This is a genomic window from Salmonella sp. 2020_1459 (genome assembly GCF_043847915.1).
GTDB lineage: Bacteria > Pseudomonadota > Gammaproteobacteria > Enterobacterales > Enterobacteriaceae > Salmonella > Salmonella enterica.
Map to the genome: position 1 here is coordinate 97111 of NZ_JBCMFA010000005.1, position 16611 is coordinate 113721.

Sequence of the window (16611 nt, forward strand, 5' to 3'; positions counted from 1 at the left end):
ATCTCCATGATTAAAGCAGTGATTTCGCGGCTTCTACAATCGCTGCGGCGGTGAGTCCGTACTCTTTTTGTAAGAAATCCTGCGTTCCTACCTGCCCATAACGCTCTTTGACGCCAACACGGCGCATCGGCACCGGACAGTTTTCCACCAGCACTTCCGCCACCGCTGACCCCAGCCCATTATGGATGCTGTGGTTTTCACACGTGACGATACGCCGCGTTTTTTCCGCGTAGTTTTTCACCAACATGCGATCGATAGGCTTTAAGGTGAACATATCAATGACCGCGGCGCTCACGCCTTCCTGCTCCAGTTGGCGCGCCGCCTCCAGCGCCTCCGCCACCATAATGCCGTTGGCGATAAGCGTAATATCATCGCCCTCGCGCAGTACGTTGCCCTTGCCAATGGTAAAGGTAGAGCCTGGCGCATAGATACTCGTCGCCTGCTTACGGATGGTACGCAGCCAGTAAAAACCGTCCAGATCCATTAGCTGGCGTAAAATATCCGCGAACATCACCGCATCCGTCACCTCCAGTACTACGGAGTGCGCCAGCCCGCGAACAATCCCCATATCTTCAAAAGACATATGGGTGCCGCCGTTATGGCACGCCGTCACTCCGGCATCGGAGGCGATCACTTTGACGTTGTTACGCTGATAATCCAGCGCCATGAAGAGCTGATCAAAACAGCGACGGCTGGCAAAAGCGGTAAAAGTATGCACAAACGGTTTGCGACCGGTCAGCGCCAGCCCCGCCGCAGTGCCAATCACATTCGCCTCCATAATACCGCAGTTAATGACATGCTGCGGGTAGTCACGCGCCACGCTGTCCATCGCCATTGAGCTCATTAAATCAGCCTCAAGCGCAATAATTGGGCTTCCGGCCTCAATCTGCCCGGCGACAAAACCGGCGTAAACTTTGCGCATTTCGATATCGTCTTTAAGCCCTGCGGGCGCAAGCTTAATCATGCATGACCTCCAGTTGATGAATGGCCTCATTGAGCGTCTGCTTCATGCCATCCGTCAGGCGTAAGTGGTGAGAATTCGTTAACTGCTCCAGGCATGGCACCCCCTGCCCTTTAATGCTGTCAAGGATCACTACCCGTGGCTGGGCATCGGCGGGCGGCACAGGCTGAACCACCGCCAGTAGTCCGGCGATATCATCGCCTTTGACGGTGACGACATCGAAACCAAACGCACGGAATTTCCCTTCCAGATCGAACGGATTGATAATCTCCTCCAGCTCGCCGTCAAGCTGCTGTTTATTCCAGTCAATGAAAACGGTCAGATTATTCAGGCGGTGGTGGGCAATAAACTGAAACGCCTCCCAGCACTGCCCTTCATTCAGCTCCCCATCGCCGACAATGCAAAATACCCGATTGGGTCGCCGCGCCAGTTTATGCGACAACGCCATACCGCCCGCAATAGAGATGCCCTGTCCCAGTGAGCCGGTCGTGGCGTCCACGCCGCGCGTTTTTAGCCGATCCGGATGGCTGGGAAGACGGGTGCCGTTCTGGTTAAGCGTATTCAGCTCTTCGCGCGGGAAATAGCCTTTAATCGCCAGGGTACTGTACAACGCGGGGCCCGCATGGCCTTTCGACAGTACGAAGTAATCGCGCTCCGGCCAGTCCGGGTCGGCAGGGTCGATTTTCATCACCGCGCCGTACAGAACCGCCAGAGTCTCCACTACCGACATGCTGCCGCCATAGTGACCAAAGCCAAGATGGTTTAAGGATTTGAGCGTGGCGACGCGAATGTCGCGCGCCAGTTGGGTGATTTCGGTTACGTTCATTCTTTCGCTCCGCTATTTTCCTGCACTTCGGCAGTCGCTTTTTTGTTTTTGGCCAACACGTTGTACGCCACCAGTAGCGCGAATAGCGCCACCACCAGCCCCGTGATAGCCATCGGCGACAGATAACGCGCCAGGTTGCCCAGCAAAATACCGATTACGCCAAAGTCAGCATCCGAGAACGTGGTATTGGCGAAGCCGATCGCGCCGAGAACCGGCAGTAACAGCACTGGCAGGAAAGTGATTAATAGACCATTAGCAAATGCGCCGATCATCGCCCCGCGGCGACCGCCGGTGGCATTGCCAAAGACGCCTGCGGTCGCGCCGGTAAAGAAGTGCGGCACAACGCCAGGCAGGATTAACACAAGCTTCATCTGTCCCAGCAGGAACAGCCCCACCAGCCCGCCGAGAAAACTGAACAGGAAGCCAATCAGTACCGCGTTAGGGGCATAGGGATACACCACCGGGCAGTCCAGCGCCGGACGCGCGTTTGGCACCAGTTTTTCTGAAAAGCCGGTAAAGGCCGGAACAATTTCCGCCAGAATCAGACGGACGCCTTGCAGAATGATGAACACGCCGGCGGCGAAGGTGATTGCCATGATGATGGCGTACACCAGATAGTTTTGCCCGCCGCTAAACGTCGCTTCGACATACTCACGCCCTGCGCTGACTGCCATGATCAGATAGATAATCATCATGGTCAGTGAGATCGAGATAGAACTGTCGCGTAAAAAACTGAGGTTTTTCGGCAGGTTCATCTCTTCCGTGGAGCGGGAGCCTTTACCACACAGGCTGCCAATCCAGCCGGAAAGCACATATCCCAGGGTACCGAAGTGACCAAACGCAATGTCATCGGTACCGGTAATCCGCCTCATATAACGTTGGGCCAACGCCGGGAAGAAGGCCATCACCAGCCCCAGGATCAGCGATCCGGTGAAGACCAGCCCTACGCCCTCAAACCCCGCCACGGTCAGGATTACGCCAATCATACAGGCCATGTAAAAGGTGTGATGCCCGGTCAAAAAGATATATTTAAGACGCGTAAAGCGCGCCACGACAATATTGGCCACCATACCAAATGCCATAATTAACGCCGTGGACGCGCCATATTTTTCCAGCGCGATTGAGACTATCGCTTCATTATTAGGAATAATGCCCTGAATATTAAAAGCGTGTTCAAACATCCCCCCTAGCGGGTTTAATGAACCCACCAGTACGGTTGCGCCGCCACCAAGCACAATAAAACCTAAAATGGTTTTAATCGTGCCTTTTACCACATCGGAAAACGCTTTTTTCTGCGCCACCAGACCAATCAGCGCAATTAACCCTACAAGCACCGAGGGCACTTTTAAAATATCAACAACAAAATTCAGCGTTTCAAGGATAAACATATCCACCTCGCCAGCAATAATTATTGTTTAGCGAACCATGCGCGCAGCTGCGTTTCCAGTTCGTTGATGTCGATGATGTTATTGATCACCACCAGTTGGCTTTCCGGTACGCTGGCGCTGGCCGCGATATCTTTGGCCATTACAAAAAGATCGGCAGCCCCGGGCGTGGCCGATGAGAGATCGGAGTGTTCCACTTCAGCGTCAATATTGAGTTTCTTTAATACTTTTTTAATGTTCATTTCTACCATAAAACTACTACCCAGGCCGGAACCGCAAATTGCCATGATTTTCATTATTGTCACCTTTTAAAAGTAGAGTTGGTCTGCATCACGCACGGGCGCAATGTTATTTACCGCAAGAAAATGAAATAAAATCAGAAACGGTCAATAATCGTTTTAATGTCCTCCAGGTTTTTTGCCTGATGTAATTTTTCCATATCTGCATCACTGGAAAATAATTCCGCCAGCGCCGATATCATTTCGATATGACTGTGCTTATCAGGCGCCGCCAGCATAATAATGATGTCAACCGGATCGAATTCGTCTGCGCCAAATGAAACGCCGCGCTGTAGTTTCAGTAACGATAAACCTAACCCTTTCGCCCCCTCTTCCGGCCTCGCATGCGGCATCGCTAACCCTGGCGCTAATACATAATATGGCCCAAGCTTTTGGTGCTGCTGAACAATCGCCGTAATGTATTCCGGTGCGATAACACCTGCGTCCAGCAGGGGTTTGCCGCAAATTTCCAGCGCCTGCGGCCACGTTTCCACGCTCTCCTGTAGCGTGATGGTTGCGTCAGATAACCAGGTTCCCAGCATGTTATTCGCCCCCACGGTGTATGAAATTATGAACAAACTTTATTCAAGCCATTCGATATTAGCTGCGATCGTTATCACAAAGATAGCGCTACCAGCGACTATTACTCAGAATTGTGATAGCGCTATCAAATTAAAATCATGGTGTGAAATCACAGCAAAAAAGCGGATTTAAGGCGTATACTGCCAGTCATGCGAAGCAAAGAACGACAATAAAAAAGCATCTCAACATGTTGTAATGACGCAGGAATTTGTATGTCGATACCCCGTAAACGGCGCAGTACCGGTAAAGTGACTATCGCCGATGTAGCCCAACTTGCCGGTGTAGGCACGATGACCGTATCACGAGCCTTACGCACGCCGGAACAGGTCTCTGATAAACTCCGGGAGAAAATCGAAGCGGCAGTGCATGAGCTGGGCTATATGCCCAATCTCGCCGCCAGCGCGCTGGCGTCTGCCTCCTCGCACACCATCGCGATGGTCGTACCGAACCTTGCGGAAGCGGGGTGTTCTGAAATGTTCGCCGGGCTGCAACAAATTTTACAGCCCGCAGGCTACCAGATAATGCTGGCGGAATCGCAGCATCGCGTGGAACAAGAGGAGAAGCTGCTCGAAACGCTGCTGGCCTCCAACATTGCCGCGGCGATTCTGCTTAGCGTCGAACATAGCACTACCGTGCGCCAGTGGCTGAAAAATGCCTCTATCCCGGTGATGGAGATGGGCGCGATTCGCAGCGATCCTATTGATATGAATATCGGTATTGATAACGTTGCGGCAATGTATGAGCTGACGGAAATGCTGATTCAGCGCGGTTATCAGAATATCGGGCTGCTATGCGCCAATCAGGAGCAGTGGATTTTTCAGCAACATCTGCACGGCTGGTACAAAGCGATGCTTCGCCACCATATGTCGCCAAACCGGGTGATTAATGCCGCCTTGCCGCCCAATTTTTCTACCGGCGCGTCGCAACTGCCGGAGTTTTTACTGGCGTGGCCGGAGCTGGACGCGCTGGTATGCGTATCGGATGAGCTGGCCTGCGGCGCGTTATACGAGTGTCAACGACGGCGGATCAAAGTTCCGGACGATTTAGCGGTGGTCGGGTTTGGCGATAGCGATGTCAGCCGGGTCTGCCAGCCGCCGTTAACCACCATGGCCGTACCGCACCGTAAGATTGGCAGTGAAGCCGGACGGGCGCTGTTGGAAAGGTTAAATCAGGGAAACTGGAGCGATCGAAAATCCATCGCCTCCAGTTTATGTATGCGGGAAAGCTGCTAAAACGCTTATTCCGTCTCTTCCGGTTTCTCCTGGAGCGCGGCTTCGTTTTTGGCGTTGCGGGTCATCCACAGCGCCAGCGCTTTGAGCGAGTCCGGCGTAAATTCATCACAGCGCGCGGTGATCTCCTCCGGGGTCAGCCAACACACTTCGCTGACTTCATCTTCCTGAAGCGCGAAAGGCCCGTGGGAAACGCAGCTAAACAGCGCGCCCCAAACCCGGCAATGTTGGTCTTCAAAGTAAAACAGACCGTGTTCGGCAAACGGCACGCCTGCAATACCCAACTCTTCTTCCGCTTCGCGGCGGGCAGATTCCAGTAGCTGCTCATCAGCCTGAACCACGCCGCCTGCGGTAGCATCTAACATACCGGGCAAAAAATCTTTTGTTTCGGTACGACGCTGTACCAGAATTTTACCCATACCATCATGAACGACGATATACGTCGCACGATGCCGTAAGCGTTGCGCACGCATCTGTTCCCGGCTGGACTGTGCAATGACTTCATTGTCTTCATTCACAATATCCACCCATTCCGTACTTGCCAAACGACGCTGTTCCACCATCAGGAAACCTTCTTATTTCTGGCGCTCTTACGGCGCATTTACGTTTGTGAGGTAAATTACGAGTTAATTGCAACCTGCGCAATGATAATTTGATCATTGAGTGCGATTACGCTCAACACATTATCATCCAGAATACCGTAGCTTGCCGCATACCCGCCTTTCGGGATGCTCACTGACCCAGGATTAAAGTGATACAGTCCTTCCTGCTGTTGCGCCACCGGCAGATGCGTATGACCATAGACCAACACATCGCCAGTATGCAGAGCGGGCAGATTCGTCGGCCCGAAGAGGTGCCCATGCGTTAAAAATAGCCGCCTCTCTTGCGTCAATATTTGCTGCCACGGCGCAGTGATCGGGAAATGCAGCAGCATCTGATCCACTTCGCTATCGCAGTTGCCGCGCACGGCAATGATTTGCGTCGCCACCGCGTTCAGGCGTTCGGCGACCTGGGCGGGCGCATAGCCTTCAGGCAGCGCATTTCGCGGCCCGTGGTTAAGGACATCGCCTAATATCACCAGCCAACGCGCGCCGCTTTGCGCGAACCGCTCAAGCACGCGTTCCGTGGCGGGTAAAGAACCATGAATGTCCGATGCGAACATCAGTTTCATCGCTCACTCCTCGTTGTGAAAAACGGCGTTATAATACTGGAATATGAATAGATTTTCAGCCTGAACGCTTCGAGGAAAGCGCAATAAAACGCTGTACGGAAGCACGCTGCCACTGGAATGTCGCATATGCCGCCAGCGATGTCGGCACGTCATCGCCATGCAGCGCCAGACGATTGATCATCAATGCCAGATCGGTATCGGCAATGCACCATTCACCAAATAAATTTTGCGTCCCCTGCCCCAATAGCGCTTCAGCCGTCGCAAACAGTTTTGCCGCGCTGGCTTTTCCAGCCTCGCTTAACGGCGCTTTTTTCGCCCCGGCAAACACCACGTCGGTAGGCCGTTCTTCGCGAAGCGGCAGTAAATCGCTGCGTAGCCACGCCTGAATCTGTCGCGCGCGGGCGCGTTTTTGTAAATCGTGCGGGTAGATACGCTCCCACTGCGGCGGCGCGAAACGCTCCTCCAGGTATTCCGCAATAGCGGACGACTCGCTCAGCTCAAAATTGTCGGCCTCAAGCACCGGTACGCGCTGCGTCAGCGCATATCCTCGCCAGCCAGGTTGCAGATGTTCTCCCTGGTCCAGATCGCGAGTTTTCAGAGTAAAGGAAAGCCCTTTTTCTTGTAATGCCACCCAGGCGGACAAGACGTAGGGAGAGAAAAAGTTCGCATCCGACCACAGCACAATAACAGGCTTACTCATAATGTCCTCTTGAGGGCGTATTAGGTTTCTTCCCAAAATATAGCGTCTTTCGCCTGCTGTCACCTGATGAAAACTCACACACATCAGGAGGCTTTCTATACTTAATTCAGCCCAGACTCTTTACGCACATGCAGGAGCCAAAATGATTGACCTTTACTACGCCCCCACGCCCAACGGGCATAAAATAACGCTGTTTCTGGAAGAGGCGGAGCTGGCGTATCGTTTGCTAAAAGTAGATATCAGCAAGGGCAATCAGTTTCGCCCTGATTTTTTGGCTATCTCTCCCAATAATAAAATTCCTGCCATCGTCGATCACGCCCCGGCAGACGGCGGTCAACCGCTTAGTCTTTTTGAATCCGGCGAAATTCTTCTCTACCTAGCGGAAAAAAGCGGCAAACTGCTTAGCGGGGAGCTGCGTGAACGCCATACCACGCTGCAATGGCTGTTCTGGCAGGTCGGCGGGTTAGGGCCGATGCTGGGCCAGAATCATCACTTTAACCACTTTGCGCCGCAGGCCATCCCCTATGCAATTGAACGCTATCAGGTTGAAACGCAACGCTTATACAACGTCCTGAATAAACGCCTGGAAACCTCCCCGTGGCTGGGCGGCGACCACTACAGTATTGCGGATATCGCCAGTTGGCCGTGGGTTAACGCACATCAGCGTCAGCGAATCGATCTTGATACCTACCCGGCGGTGTATAACTGGTTTGAACGCATTCGCACGCGTCCTGCGACAGCGCGCGCACTGTTACAAGCGCAACTGCACTGTAACAGTACGAAAGCGTAACGCGGTAGCATACATCATGTATGATGTAGAGGTGTATACACGGAAAAAACCTGCGTCCGGCACCCTTATTCGTATTAAAAACCTGACATTAGGGAAGAGGAAATCCTCCCTACTCTGGAGGTCATATGCAGATTCTGATTACCGGCGGTACGGGCCTGATAGGGCGTCATCTCATTCCCCGGCTGTTAACACTGGGGCATCAGGTGACGGTCGTTACGCGCAATCCCGATAACGCGCGTCAGATTCTCGATTCCAGAGTGACATTATGGAAAGGGCTGGCGGAACGTGAGCACCTCAATGAGATTGATGCCATCATCAATCTGGCGGGCGAACCGATTGCCGACAAGCGCTGGACGTCGCAACAAAAAGAACGGTTGTGCCAAAGCCGCTGGGCTATCACGCAAAAGTTGGTGGATTTAATTCATGCCAGCGCAACGCCGCCCTCGGTGTTGATATCCGGCTCCGCCACGGGCTATTACGGCGATCTGGGTGACGTTGTCGTCACTGAAGATGAGCCGCCGCACAACGAATTTACGCATAAACTTTGCGCCCGCTGGGAACAGATTGCCTGTCGTGCGCAGAGCGACCAGACCCGCGTCTGCCTGCTGCGTACCGGCGTTGTCCTGGCGCCGCAAGGCGGGATTCTGGGGAAAATGGTTCCGCCGTTTCGCCTCGGGCTCGGCGGTCCGGTGGGTAATGGTCGGCAATATCTGGCCTGGATTCACATCGACGATATGGTCAACGGCATTCTGTGGCTGCTGGATAACGATCTTCGCGGTCCCTTCAATATGGTCTCGCCGTATCCCGTCCATAATGAGCATTTTGCTCATGCGCTGGGTCGCGCGCTGCGCCGTCCGGCGATTATTCGCATTCCGGCGACGGCAATTCGCTTATTGATGGGAGAGTCGTCAGTGCTGGTGCTGGGCGGACAGCGGGCGCTGCCAAAACGGCTTGAAGCCGCCGGATTCGCATTTCGCTGGTATGATTTAGAAGAGGCGCTGGCGGATGTGATTCGCTAGTTCCCAAAGCGCCGTATCCTGCCCGGTGAGCGATGCGCCGCCGGGCTTCTTTTATTTCAGCGAGCCTTTCAGGAATTGCTGTAAACGCGGGCTTTGCGGATTGCCGAACACCTGCTCCGGATCGCCCTCTTCTTCAATTTTCCCCTGATGCAGAAAAATAACGTGCGAAGAGACATGGCGAGCGAAGCCCATTTCATGCGTGACCACCACCATCGTTTTGCCTTCTTCCGCCAGTTGTTGCATGATGCGCAACACTTCGCCGACCAGTTCAGGATCGAGCGCCGATGTGGGTTCATCGAACAGTAAAACGTCAGGTTCCATCGCCAGCGCGCGCGCAATAGAAACGCGCTGCTGTTGGCCGCCGGAGAGATGGACGGGATATTTGCCCTGAGCGCGCTCATCAATCCCCACCTTCGCCAGATATTTCAACGCCCGCTCGCGCGCGTCGTGCTTGCTTAATCCCAGTACCTGAATCGGCGCTTCCATCACATTTTCCAGCACCGTCATGTGGCTCCAGAGGTTGAAGTGCTGAAACACCATCGTCAGGCGGGTACGCAACAAGCGTAGCTGATTTTTATCCGCCACTTTGAGCTGCCCGTCTTTGTCGCGCACCAGATTAATGTTCTGACCGTTCACGATAATCGCGCCTTCGCTCGGTTTTTCGAGGAAGTTAATGCAGCGCAAAAAAGTGCTTTTACCGGAGCCGGACGAGCCGATGATGCTAATCACATCTCCGGCGCGGGCCTGCAGCGATACCCCTTTCAGCACTTCATGACCGCCGTAGCGTTTGTGCAAATCGATAACGTGTAATTTATTTTCTGACATCATGTTACTCGAATTATTTAGAGGACACGTGCTGCAACCAGCGTCTTTCCGCCCGACGGAACAGGCTTATCAGGACATACGAAATGAGTAAATACAACACGGCGGCAATGCCAAACGCGGTAAACGGCTGGTAAGTCGCTGAGTTAATATCGCGGGCGATTTTCAACAAATCCGGCACCGTCGCGGTAAACGCCAGCGCCGTAGAGTGCAGCATTAAAATCACTTCGTTGCTGTAGGCAGGCAAGGCGATGCGTAATGCCGACGGCAAAATAATGCAGCGATACATTTTAAATGACGAGAAGCCATAGGCCCGTGCCGCTTCAATTTCACCGTGCGGTACCGAACGAATCGCCCCCGCGAAAATTTCCGTGGTGTACGCGCAGGTATTCAGCGTCAGCGCCAGTACGGTACAGTTCAGTCCGCTGCGGAAAAACGCGTTAAGAAGATCGGTGCCTTTGACTATCTCCAGCGTATACATCCCCGAATAGAACACCAGTAGCTGTACGTACAGCGGCGTGCCGCGAAAAATATACGTAAACAGCCAGATGGGAAAACGGATGAATTTATTACTGGAAACGCGACCTACCGCCAGAATCACAGCCAGAAGACCGCCCATCACCACCGATGAAATTAACAGCCACAGCGTAATCGCCACGCCGGTAAAACGATAGCCATCCGTCCACAGCAGGGATTTCCAGTACTCCTGAATGATCTCAATCACAAATCGGCCCTCTTCACGCCCACAGAATAGCGACGCTCAAGCAAGAGCAGCACACCATTGGAAACGGTGGTAAATACCAGGTAGATAAGTCCACAGACCACGGCAAAATAGAAAGGCTCCCAGGTGCTTTTACCGGCAAGCTGCGTGGCTTTGACGACATCTTCCAGGCCCAGCAGCGACACCAGCGCCGTCGCTTTGAGTATCACCTGCCAGTTATTGCCGATCCCCGGCAGGGCGTAACGCATCATCGCCGGGAACATAATCCGCCGGAAGGTTTGCCCGTGGGTAAAACCAAAAGCCGTCGCCGCCTCGATATGGCCTTTCGGCACCGCCATAAACGCGCCGCGAAAGGTTTCGGTAAAATAGGCGCCGTAGATGAAACCAAGGGTGATAATACCGGCCACCATCGGATCAATATCTATCTGGTCGATACCCAGCGAATCGGTCACCACGTTAAGCGCGATTTGCAATCCGTAAAATATCAGCAGCATTAATACCAGATCCGGCACCCCGCGAATCAGGGTGGTGTACCCTTCAAAAATAAGCCCCGTTACCCGGTTTTGCGAAAGCTTCGCCCCCGCGCCGACGAGACCGATAAGCACGGCCAGCACCACGGAACTGAGCGCCAGTTCCAGCGTGACGATCGCGCCCTGTAAAATTACGCCTGAAAACCCGTACAACATGCAGCCTGTCCTGTTGTGTGTGGTGAAGTAAGAAGCCTCTTTTGCATTTTTGCCTCACATCACGCCGGATGGCGGCTGTGCCTTGCCCGGCCTACGATGCTCCGTAGGCCTGGCATGCACAGCGCCATCAGGCAATGCAGACAGTCAACATTCTTTGGGCTTTATCTGCACCGACGGTGATTAACCGCCATAAACATCAAAATCAAAGTACTTTTTCGCCAGCTTTTCGTAAGTACCGTCAGCACGCATTTCAGCAAAGGCTTTGTTCAGCGCTTCGCGCAGCTCGTTATCCTCTTTGCGCAGCCCCATACCGGTTCCTACGCCGAATAACTTCTCATCTTTCACCGCCGGGCCGCCGAATTTATAGTCTTTTCCGACGGGCTGTTTAAGGAAACCTTCGCTGGCCGCGACCTCGTCCTGGAACGCTGCATCAATACGACCCGCCGTCAGATCGGAATAAATGTTGTCCTGCCCCTGGTAAGAGACGATCTCAATCCCTTTCGGCGCCCAGTGCTCATTGCCGAAGGTCTCCTGCGTCGTCCCCTGTAGCACGCCGACGCGCTTGCCTTTCAGCGACGCGATGGTCGGCTGAATATCAGAGTTCTTCGCCACCACCAGACGGGAATCAGCGGCGTAAAGCTTGTCGGTAAACGCGATTTCCTGCTGGCGCTTTTCAGTGATGGACAGCGAGGACATGATGGCATCAATTTTCTTCGCTTTTAAAGACGGAATCAGCGCATCCAGCGGGTTTTCCACGAACGTACACTGTGTGTTGATACGTTTGCACAGCTCTTTGGCCAGATCGATATCAAAGCCGACCAATTCACCTTGTGCATTTTTGGATTCAAACGGTGCGTATGTAGGATCGGTACCGATACGAATCTTTTGTGGAATAGCGGCAAATGCTGCGGTAGCGCTGGAAAATGCCAGCACCAGAGAAAGGGATAACGCCAGTTTTTTCATAACTATCCTCAACAGACTGTCTTTCCAGGAGATCTTTACAGATCCGATGCGACTATCGTGCCATTAATCAGGCCGACAAGGCAAAGCATTCTACCTTGTCAGCCGGTTTATTTTGCATAAAAATCGATTAAGTATGCATTTATGCGCCTGTTCCGCAACGGCTTATGCACCAAAAAGGTGCAAAACATCTATTTTGCACCGTGATAGTTCCCCAGCGCGGCGCGTTATCCCCTTCCCTCAATCGCCGTAAACATTAAAATCGAAGTACTTTTTGGCCATTTTGTCGTAGGTTCCGTCCTGGCGCAGTTCGGTCAGCGCTTTATCAAACGCGGCTTTTAGCTCGGTATCGTCTTTGCGCAGCCCAACCCCCGTCCCGTCGCCAAAATATTTTTTATCCTTCACGGAAGGACCGGCAAAGGCATACTCTTTGCCCGCTGGCTGCTTCAGGAAACCTTCGCTGGCGGCGACTTCATCCTGCAATGCGGCATCCAGACGACCGGCGGTTAAATCGGAATAGATAAGATCCTGGTTGGCATAAGCCACCACATCCACACCTTTAGTGCGCCAGTTATCATTGGCGTAAGCCTCTTGCGTGGACCCTTGCAGCACGCCGACATGCTTGCCTTTCAGCGATTCCAGCGTCGGCTGAATGGGAGACCCTTTTGCCGCAATCAGGCGTGAATCCGCCGCGTAAAGTTTGTCGGAAAACGCGATTTCTTGCTGGCGTTTATCGGTGATAGAGAGCGATGAAATAATGGCATCAATTTTTTTCGCTTTTAGTGAGGGAATAAGCGCATCAAAGTCGCTGGCGACCCAGGTACATTTCACCTGCATACGCTTACACATTTCATTACCGAGATCGATATCAAAGCCAATAAACTCGCCTTTGGCATCTTTTGATGAGAAAGGCGCGTAGGTGGTATCTGTTCCAATACGAACCGTTTGCGGGAGCGCGGCGTAACTGGCCGCCGTCGCGCCCAGACCTATCAGCAAAGACAAAGCGAGAACGGTCTTCTTCATACATACCCCTCAAGTGGCGTCATTTTCTTATGTTTTACGTGGTGTTGTGTGTTTGCAGACTTTTTCATGCAGGTCTTATGCCATTTTCACGTCAGCAAAACGATTCGACGTTAAATTTGTTAATAAAACGTTGCAATATTGTCCTGATGTTGAAGATAGCAGGTATGACGGTTGAACCGCAGCGTTTCGGCGGCTTTTAACGAATTAAATGTTGAGGATATGATCGCGGTTACAAAATTGCCCTGAAACAGGGCAACAGGGACAATAATGCACGCTAAACAGACAACGCTATGCGCCCTGCCAGCGAACAAAAAGATCGTGCGGAAGGGGGATATCAAATTGATCCAAAACTCGGTTAACCGTTTGATTTATAATATCATCTAACGTCTGAGGAAGATGATAAAAAGCCGGAACCGGCGGCATAATCACCGCGCCTATCTCAGCGGCCTGGGTCATTAAACGCAAATGCCCGATATGCAGCGGCGTTTCGCGCACACACAGCACCAGAGGTCGCCGCTCTTTTAATATCACATCCGCCGCGCGGGTAAGCAGTCCGTCAGTATAACTGTGGACAATCCCCGACAGCGTTTTAATCGAACAGGGCAAGATAACCATTCCCGCCGTCGGGTAAGAGCCCGAGGAAATGCTGGCGGCAATGTCGCGCGCATCGTGCGTCACATCGGCCAGCGCCTGCACCTCGCGCAGCGAAAAATGGGTCTCCAGCGCCAGCGTTTGCCGGGCCGCCTGGCTCATCACCAGATGCGTTTCCACGCTATCGACATCGCGCAAAATTTGTAATAATCGCACGCCATAAATCGCTCCGCTGGCGCCGCTAATTCCTACAATGAGTCGTTTCATGTTCTCTTACCGTTTACGAGCGCCGTTCATCCCACTGTGTTACGTAATCGGCTCAAAGTGGGTCTGAAGAGATACCATGACAAAAGAATCCCTATCATAAAAGCCAGCTCAACCAACATTATCACTACCCCCTGCTCACTAAACCAGGTGCCGACCATAATGGCAAAATTGGTGATAATGACAAATCGGGCCGTCCAGGGGAAAAGCGGCGATCGATAGCGTAGCAAATCGCTGGCGTACGTGCCATTACGCACCGATTGTCGGAAGCGATACTGGCACCATCCGATGGTTATCCATGCCAGGCAACCCACCTGCCCGGTACTGGCGATCAGATATAAATAAAATTGCTGTGCGGGAATATAGCGGGTCAGCAACGACACCAACGCCAGCAAGGCCGTGATTAAAATAGCATACACCGGCACGCCGCCGCCGTTCGTTTTCCCAAAGCAGGCTGGCGCAAAGCGATCGCCCGCCATAGACCACAGCATACGCGAACTGGCGTAAATGGCCGAGTTAGCGGCAGAAACCGCGGCGGAAAAGATCACCAGCGTCATCAGCGTATCCGCCCCCGGAATGCCCGCGTGGGAGAATACCCATACAAAGGGACTTTGTCCATTTGGCGTCAGTTCATGCGGATAGACCAGCGCCAGCACCGCAATCGCCAGGCCGTAAAACAAAATGATTCTGAGACCGATCCCCAGGATCACTTTCGGTAAAATAATGTGCGGCGATTCGGTCTCTCCTGCCGCATTTCCTACCAGTTCCACCCCCTGGAAGGAGTAAATCACGATCGTCATACAGACCACAATTTGCTCCCAACCGTGGGGAAACCACATTCCGTCTGTTTTTAACGTCGGGTGCCAGTCACTATGGCCCATTAGCGAGTAGATCATAACCCCGCCCGCGCAAATAAACAGCACGATCGCGAAAACCTTAATGGCCGAAAGCCAGTATTCGCATTCGCCAAAACTTTTTGCGGAGGTGAGATTGATGGCCGTCAGGATGAGCAGAATCGCCAGGCAGAACATATATACCGGAACCGCGGGGAAAAACTGGTGAGCAATAAACCCTGCGGCAGTGAGGTCGGCCGCCAGGGAAAAGACCCAGCTAAACCAGTAAAGCCAGCCAATGGTATAGCTCCAGCAAGGTGACGGCATAAACATCAGCGCGTAATGTTGAAATGAACCGGAGTGAGGAAAGGCGCATGATAATTCGCCAAGACACATCATCGTCGCCAGCATAATGGTTCCGGCAAACAGATAGGCCAGTAAGGTTCCCGCCGGCCCGACGCTGCTTAACGGTTCGGCAATGCCGATAAATAAGCCGGTGCCAATCGTGCCGCCCAGCGACATCATCAGCAGGTGCCGCTTCTTCAGGTTACGCCGCAGACCGCCTTCAGGCTCTGCTGGCGGAGATTGTTGCAGGGTATCCATCGTTACTCCCTGTCTTTCGTGAGGTCAAAGATGCCGCCGCGACATAGCCGCGGCGGTTATGCGTTAACGCGTAAACCTCCAGGCGACGCCTTTGGTCTGGCAGGCCATTAACAGGCCCGTATAATCCAGCTCAAAGCGAACCACATCGCCTACTTTTAGCGACTGACGACAATCTTCAATATCCACCAGCGTATGATCGCTGGTTTGTCCTAAGATAGTGATAGCGTCGTCGCATGGCACACAGTTATCCGACGGCACATCCTGGCGACCAAACGCCAGCAATGCGCGTCGGCGTATGCCACGATCGACAAAGGTTTTACTTTGCAAAAAGGCATCGACGCCCAGCTCCCCGACCGGGACGGTAGGTTTACTGTTCAGTTCGATGATTTCCGCTTCCAGGATATACATATCGGAACAGGCTTTATCGACCGGTTTTGCGGAGTGGTGAAATTCATTCAGGTATTTCATGTCCACATATTCAATGCCGAATTCATGCAGTCCGCCGATGCGCAGATGATTCAGTCCCTGCGGCCAGATACCTTTATCCAGCAGGTGATAGCTGGTGCAGTTTCCCGCAGAAAGCCGCCGGACAGGAATACCGCTGTCAGCTTCCAGCCGGGCGGCCAGCGCCAGAAAATCCTCGCCATTTTTTACCGTTGGCAACACGGTGCCGTAACAATTAAAGTTGGTGCCCAGTCCATATAATTCCAGACCGGGCAGACCAGTAATCAGAGTCACGGTCTCAAGAATGCGTTGATATTCACCAAACCAGATACCCTCGCGTAAATCGCCCATATCCACCATCAGTAATACCTGATGCGTTTTCCCCTGGCGTTGGGCTTCTTGCGATAATGCCCGTAATACCACCGGCTCGCTATTTAAACTAATATCCGCGTAGCGCACCACATCTTCGATTTCACTCAGACACGGACTGCGTAACAGGCAGGTCGTACATCCTGTCTCGCGTATTTTTTTCAAATTATAGGTTCGTGATTCAGCGATAACGGTAATTCCGCCGTTGAACACCGCCTGCGCGGTTTCCACGCAGCCGTCAAAAACTTTATTGACAGCCATCACGTCAATACCGCTACTTGCCAGCAGAGCTTTTTCCGTGCGGGCGTTTTCTTCCAGCTTGCGTAGATTTATTTCCAGAACTGGCATATACAT

At 52.9% G+C, this 16611-nt stretch carries 19 protein-coding genes; 3 read left to right on the forward strand and 16 right to left on the reverse strand.

All coding sequences use genetic code 11. From position 1 onward, the window contains the following. Positions 1 to 10 precede the first annotated feature (10 nt). From ACH0VJ_RS14190 to ACH0VJ_RS14210, 5 genes are all read right to left on the reverse strand, one after another. The gene (locus tag ACH0VJ_RS14190) at positions 11 to 964 is read right to left on the reverse strand and encodes a transketolase family protein (RefSeq protein WP_000593032.1); all 954 of its coding nucleotides are present in this window, start codon (positions 962 to 964) and stop codon (positions 11 to 13) included. Beyond that, positions 957 to 1787, reverse strand: a complete 831-nt coding sequence (locus ACH0VJ_RS14195) for a transketolase (protein WP_001103265.1) — start codon at positions 1785 to 1787, stop codon at positions 957 to 959. The genes ACH0VJ_RS14190 and ACH0VJ_RS14195 overlap by 8 nt, the downstream gene beginning before the upstream one ends. Beyond that, positions 1784 to 3175, reverse strand: coding sequence for a PTS ascorbate transporter subunit IIC (locus tag ACH0VJ_RS14200; RefSeq protein ID WP_001522266.1), 1392 nt, complete (start codon positions 3173 to 3175; stop codon positions 1784 to 1786). The genes ACH0VJ_RS14195 and ACH0VJ_RS14200 overlap by 4 nt, the downstream gene beginning before the upstream one ends. Before the next feature lie 20 nt (positions 3176 to 3195). Continuing rightward, the gene (locus ACH0VJ_RS14205) at positions 3196 to 3468 is read right to left on the reverse strand and encodes a PTS sugar transporter subunit IIB (RefSeq protein ID WP_000699818.1); all 273 of its coding nucleotides are present in this window, start codon (positions 3466 to 3468) and stop codon (positions 3196 to 3198) included. A gap of 80 nt (positions 3469 to 3548) precedes the next feature. Continuing rightward, positions 3549 to 3992, reverse strand: a complete 444-nt coding sequence (locus tag ACH0VJ_RS14210; protein ID WP_000901807.1) for a PTS sugar transporter subunit IIA — start codon at positions 3990 to 3992, stop codon at positions 3549 to 3551. A 252-nt stretch (positions 3993 to 4244) separates the two neighbouring features. Between ACH0VJ_RS14210 and ACH0VJ_RS14215 the strand changes: the two genes are divergently transcribed. Beyond that, positions 4245 to 5264, forward strand: a complete 1020-nt coding sequence (locus tag ACH0VJ_RS14215) for a LacI family DNA-binding transcriptional regulator (protein ID WP_000026949.1) — start codon at positions 4245 to 4247, stop codon at positions 5262 to 5264. Between the two features lie 5 nt (positions 5265 to 5269). Here ACH0VJ_RS14215 and yfcD read toward each other — a convergent pair whose 3' ends face one another. From yfcD to yfcF, 3 genes are read right to left on the reverse strand one after another with little or no spacing between them, the layout of a single operon-like run. Further along, positions 5270 to 5824 carry an NUDIX hydrolase YfcD gene (yfcD, locus tag ACH0VJ_RS14220; RefSeq protein ID WP_000230215.1) on the reverse strand — a complete coding sequence of 185 codons (555 nt, stop codon included), beginning with the start codon at positions 5822 to 5824 and terminating at the stop codon, positions 5270 to 5272. 56 nt (positions 5825 to 5880) lie between these two features. Next, the gene (gene yfcE, locus ACH0VJ_RS14225; protein ID WP_000772457.1) at positions 5881 to 6432 is read right to left on the reverse strand and encodes a phosphodiesterase; all 552 of its coding nucleotides are present in this window, start codon (positions 6430 to 6432) and stop codon (positions 5881 to 5883) included. Positions 6433 to 6487: 55 nt separating this feature from the next. Continuing rightward, positions 6488 to 7132, reverse strand: coding sequence for a glutathione transferase (gene yfcF, locus ACH0VJ_RS14230; RefSeq protein ID WP_000043012.1), 645 nt, complete (start codon positions 7130 to 7132; stop codon positions 6488 to 6490). 142 nt (positions 7133 to 7274) lie between these two features. Between yfcF and yfcG the strand changes: the two genes are divergently transcribed. Beyond that, positions 7275 to 7922 (forward strand): GSH-dependent disulfide bond oxidoreductase, encoded by a 648-nt coding sequence (gene yfcG / locus ACH0VJ_RS14235; protein WP_000566563.1) that lies wholly within the window; start codon positions 7275 to 7277, stop codon positions 7920 to 7922. A gap of 125 nt (positions 7923 to 8047) precedes the next feature. Next, complete coding sequence (locus ACH0VJ_RS14240; RefSeq protein WP_001166274.1) at positions 8048 to 8941, forward strand: TIGR01777 family oxidoreductase; 894 nt, start codon at positions 8048 to 8050, stop codon at positions 8939 to 8941. A 51-nt stretch (positions 8942 to 8992) separates the two neighbouring features. Here ACH0VJ_RS14240 and hisP read toward each other — a convergent pair whose 3' ends face one another. From hisP to ACH0VJ_RS14280, 8 genes are all read right to left on the reverse strand, one after another. After that, complete coding sequence (gene hisP, locus ACH0VJ_RS14245; protein ID WP_001293591.1) at positions 8993 to 9766, reverse strand: histidine ABC transporter ATP-binding protein HisP; 774 nt, start codon at positions 9764 to 9766, stop codon at positions 8993 to 8995. Between the two features lie 13 nt (positions 9767 to 9779). Next, complete coding sequence (gene hisM / locus ACH0VJ_RS14250) at positions 9780 to 10487, reverse strand: histidine ABC transporter permease HisM (RefSeq protein WP_000569771.1); 708 nt, start codon at positions 10485 to 10487, stop codon at positions 9780 to 9782. Further along, a complete protein-coding gene (locus ACH0VJ_RS14255) occupies positions 10484 to 11170 on the reverse strand; it encodes a histidine ABC transporter permease HisQ (protein WP_000965498.1) in 687 nt (228 codons plus the stop codon). The genes hisM and ACH0VJ_RS14255 overlap by 4 nt, the downstream gene beginning before the upstream one ends. 180 nt (positions 11171 to 11350) lie before the next feature. Continuing rightward, positions 11351 to 12133 carry a histidine ABC transporter substrate-binding protein HisJ gene (gene hisJ, locus ACH0VJ_RS14260; protein ID WP_000731865.1) on the reverse strand — a complete coding sequence of 261 codons (783 nt, stop codon included), beginning with the start codon at positions 12131 to 12133 and terminating at the stop codon, positions 11351 to 11353. Positions 12134 to 12370: 237 nt separating this feature from the next. After that, complete coding sequence (gene argT / locus ACH0VJ_RS14265; protein ID WP_000754423.1) at positions 12371 to 13153, reverse strand: lysine/arginine/ornithine ABC transporter substrate-binding protein ArgT; 783 nt, start codon at positions 13151 to 13153, stop codon at positions 12371 to 12373. 288 nt (positions 13154 to 13441) lie between these two features. Then, a complete protein-coding gene (locus tag ACH0VJ_RS14270) occupies positions 13442 to 14011 on the reverse strand; it encodes a UbiX family flavin prenyltransferase (RefSeq protein ID WP_000825680.1) in 570 nt (189 codons plus the stop codon). Positions 14012 to 14037: 26 nt separating this feature from the next. Beyond that, positions 14038 to 15444: an amino acid permease gene (locus ACH0VJ_RS14275; protein WP_000380356.1), complete on the reverse strand. Its 1407-nt coding sequence runs from the start codon at positions 15442 to 15444 to the stop codon at positions 14038 to 14040. A gap of 63 nt (positions 15445 to 15507) precedes the next feature. Then, on the reverse strand, positions 15508 to 16611 hold the full coding sequence (locus ACH0VJ_RS14280; protein WP_000281907.1) for an alanine/ornithine racemase family PLP-dependent enzyme: 1104 nt from the start codon (positions 16609 to 16611) through the stop codon (positions 15508 to 15510).

What these genes read in the sequence shown, in the direction of transcription:
- ACH0VJ_RS14205 (WP_000699818.1), bottom strand. Translation starts at nt 3,468, where the DNA reads ATGAAAATCATGGCAATTTGCGGTTCCGGCCTGGGTAGTAGTTTTATG.
- ACH0VJ_RS14190 (WP_000593032.1), bottom strand. Translation starts at nt 964, where the DNA reads ATGATTAAGCTTGCGCCCGCAGGGCTTAAAGACGATATCGAAATGCGC.
- yfcE (WP_000772457.1), bottom strand. Translation starts at nt 6,432, where the DNA reads ATGAAACTGATGTTCGCATCGGACATTCATGGTTCTTTACCCGCCACG.
- ACH0VJ_RS14275 (WP_000380356.1), bottom strand. Translation starts at nt 15,444, where the DNA reads ATGGATACCCTGCAACAATCTCCGCCAGCAGAGCCTGAAGGCGGTCTG.
- hisP (WP_001293591.1), bottom strand. Translation starts at nt 9,766, where the DNA reads ATGTCAGAAAATAAATTACACGTTATCGATTTGCACAAACGCTACGGC.
- ACH0VJ_RS14210 (WP_000901807.1), bottom strand. Translation starts at nt 3,992, where the DNA reads ATGCTGGGAACCTGGTTATCTGACGCAACCATCACGCTACAGGAGAGC.
- hisJ (WP_000731865.1), bottom strand. Translation starts at nt 12,133, where the DNA reads ATGAAAAAACTGGCGTTATCCCTTTCTCTGGTGCTGGCATTTTCCAGC.
- ACH0VJ_RS14195 (WP_001103265.1), bottom strand. Translation starts at nt 1,787, where the DNA reads ATGAACGTAACCGAAATCACCCAACTGGCGCGCGACATTCGCGTCGCC.
- yfcD (WP_000230215.1), bottom strand. Translation starts at nt 5,824, where the DNA reads ATGGTGGAACAGCGTCGTTTGGCAAGTACGGAATGGGTGGATATTGTG.
- yfcG (WP_000566563.1), top strand. Translation starts at nt 7,275, where the DNA reads ATGATTGACCTTTACTACGCCCCCACGCCCAACGGGCATAAAATAACG.
- ACH0VJ_RS14280 (WP_000281907.1), bottom strand. Translation starts at nt 16,611, where the DNA reads ATGTATATGCCAGTTCTGGAAATAAATCTACGCAAGCTGGAAGAAAAC.
- ACH0VJ_RS14270 (WP_000825680.1), bottom strand. Translation starts at nt 14,011, where the DNA reads ATGAAACGACTCATTGTAGGAATTAGCGGCGCCAGCGGAGCGATTTAT.
- ACH0VJ_RS14200 (WP_001522266.1), bottom strand. Translation starts at nt 3,175, where the DNA reads ATGTTTATCCTTGAAACGCTGAATTTTGTTGTTGATATTTTAAAAGTG.
- ACH0VJ_RS14240 (WP_001166274.1), top strand. Translation starts at nt 8,048, where the DNA reads ATGCAGATTCTGATTACCGGCGGTACGGGCCTGATAGGGCGTCATCTC.
- ACH0VJ_RS14215 (WP_000026949.1), top strand. Translation starts at nt 4,245, where the DNA reads ATGTCGATACCCCGTAAACGGCGCAGTACCGGTAAAGTGACTATCGCC.
- yfcF (WP_000043012.1), bottom strand. Translation starts at nt 7,132, where the DNA reads ATGAGTAAGCCTGTTATTGTGCTGTGGTCGGATGCGAACTTTTTCTCT.
- ACH0VJ_RS14255 (WP_000965498.1), bottom strand. Translation starts at nt 11,170, where the DNA reads ATGTTGTACGGGTTTTCAGGCGTAATTTTACAGGGCGCGATCGTCACG.
- argT (WP_000754423.1), bottom strand. Translation starts at nt 13,153, where the DNA reads ATGAAGAAGACCGTTCTCGCTTTGTCTTTGCTGATAGGTCTGGGCGCG.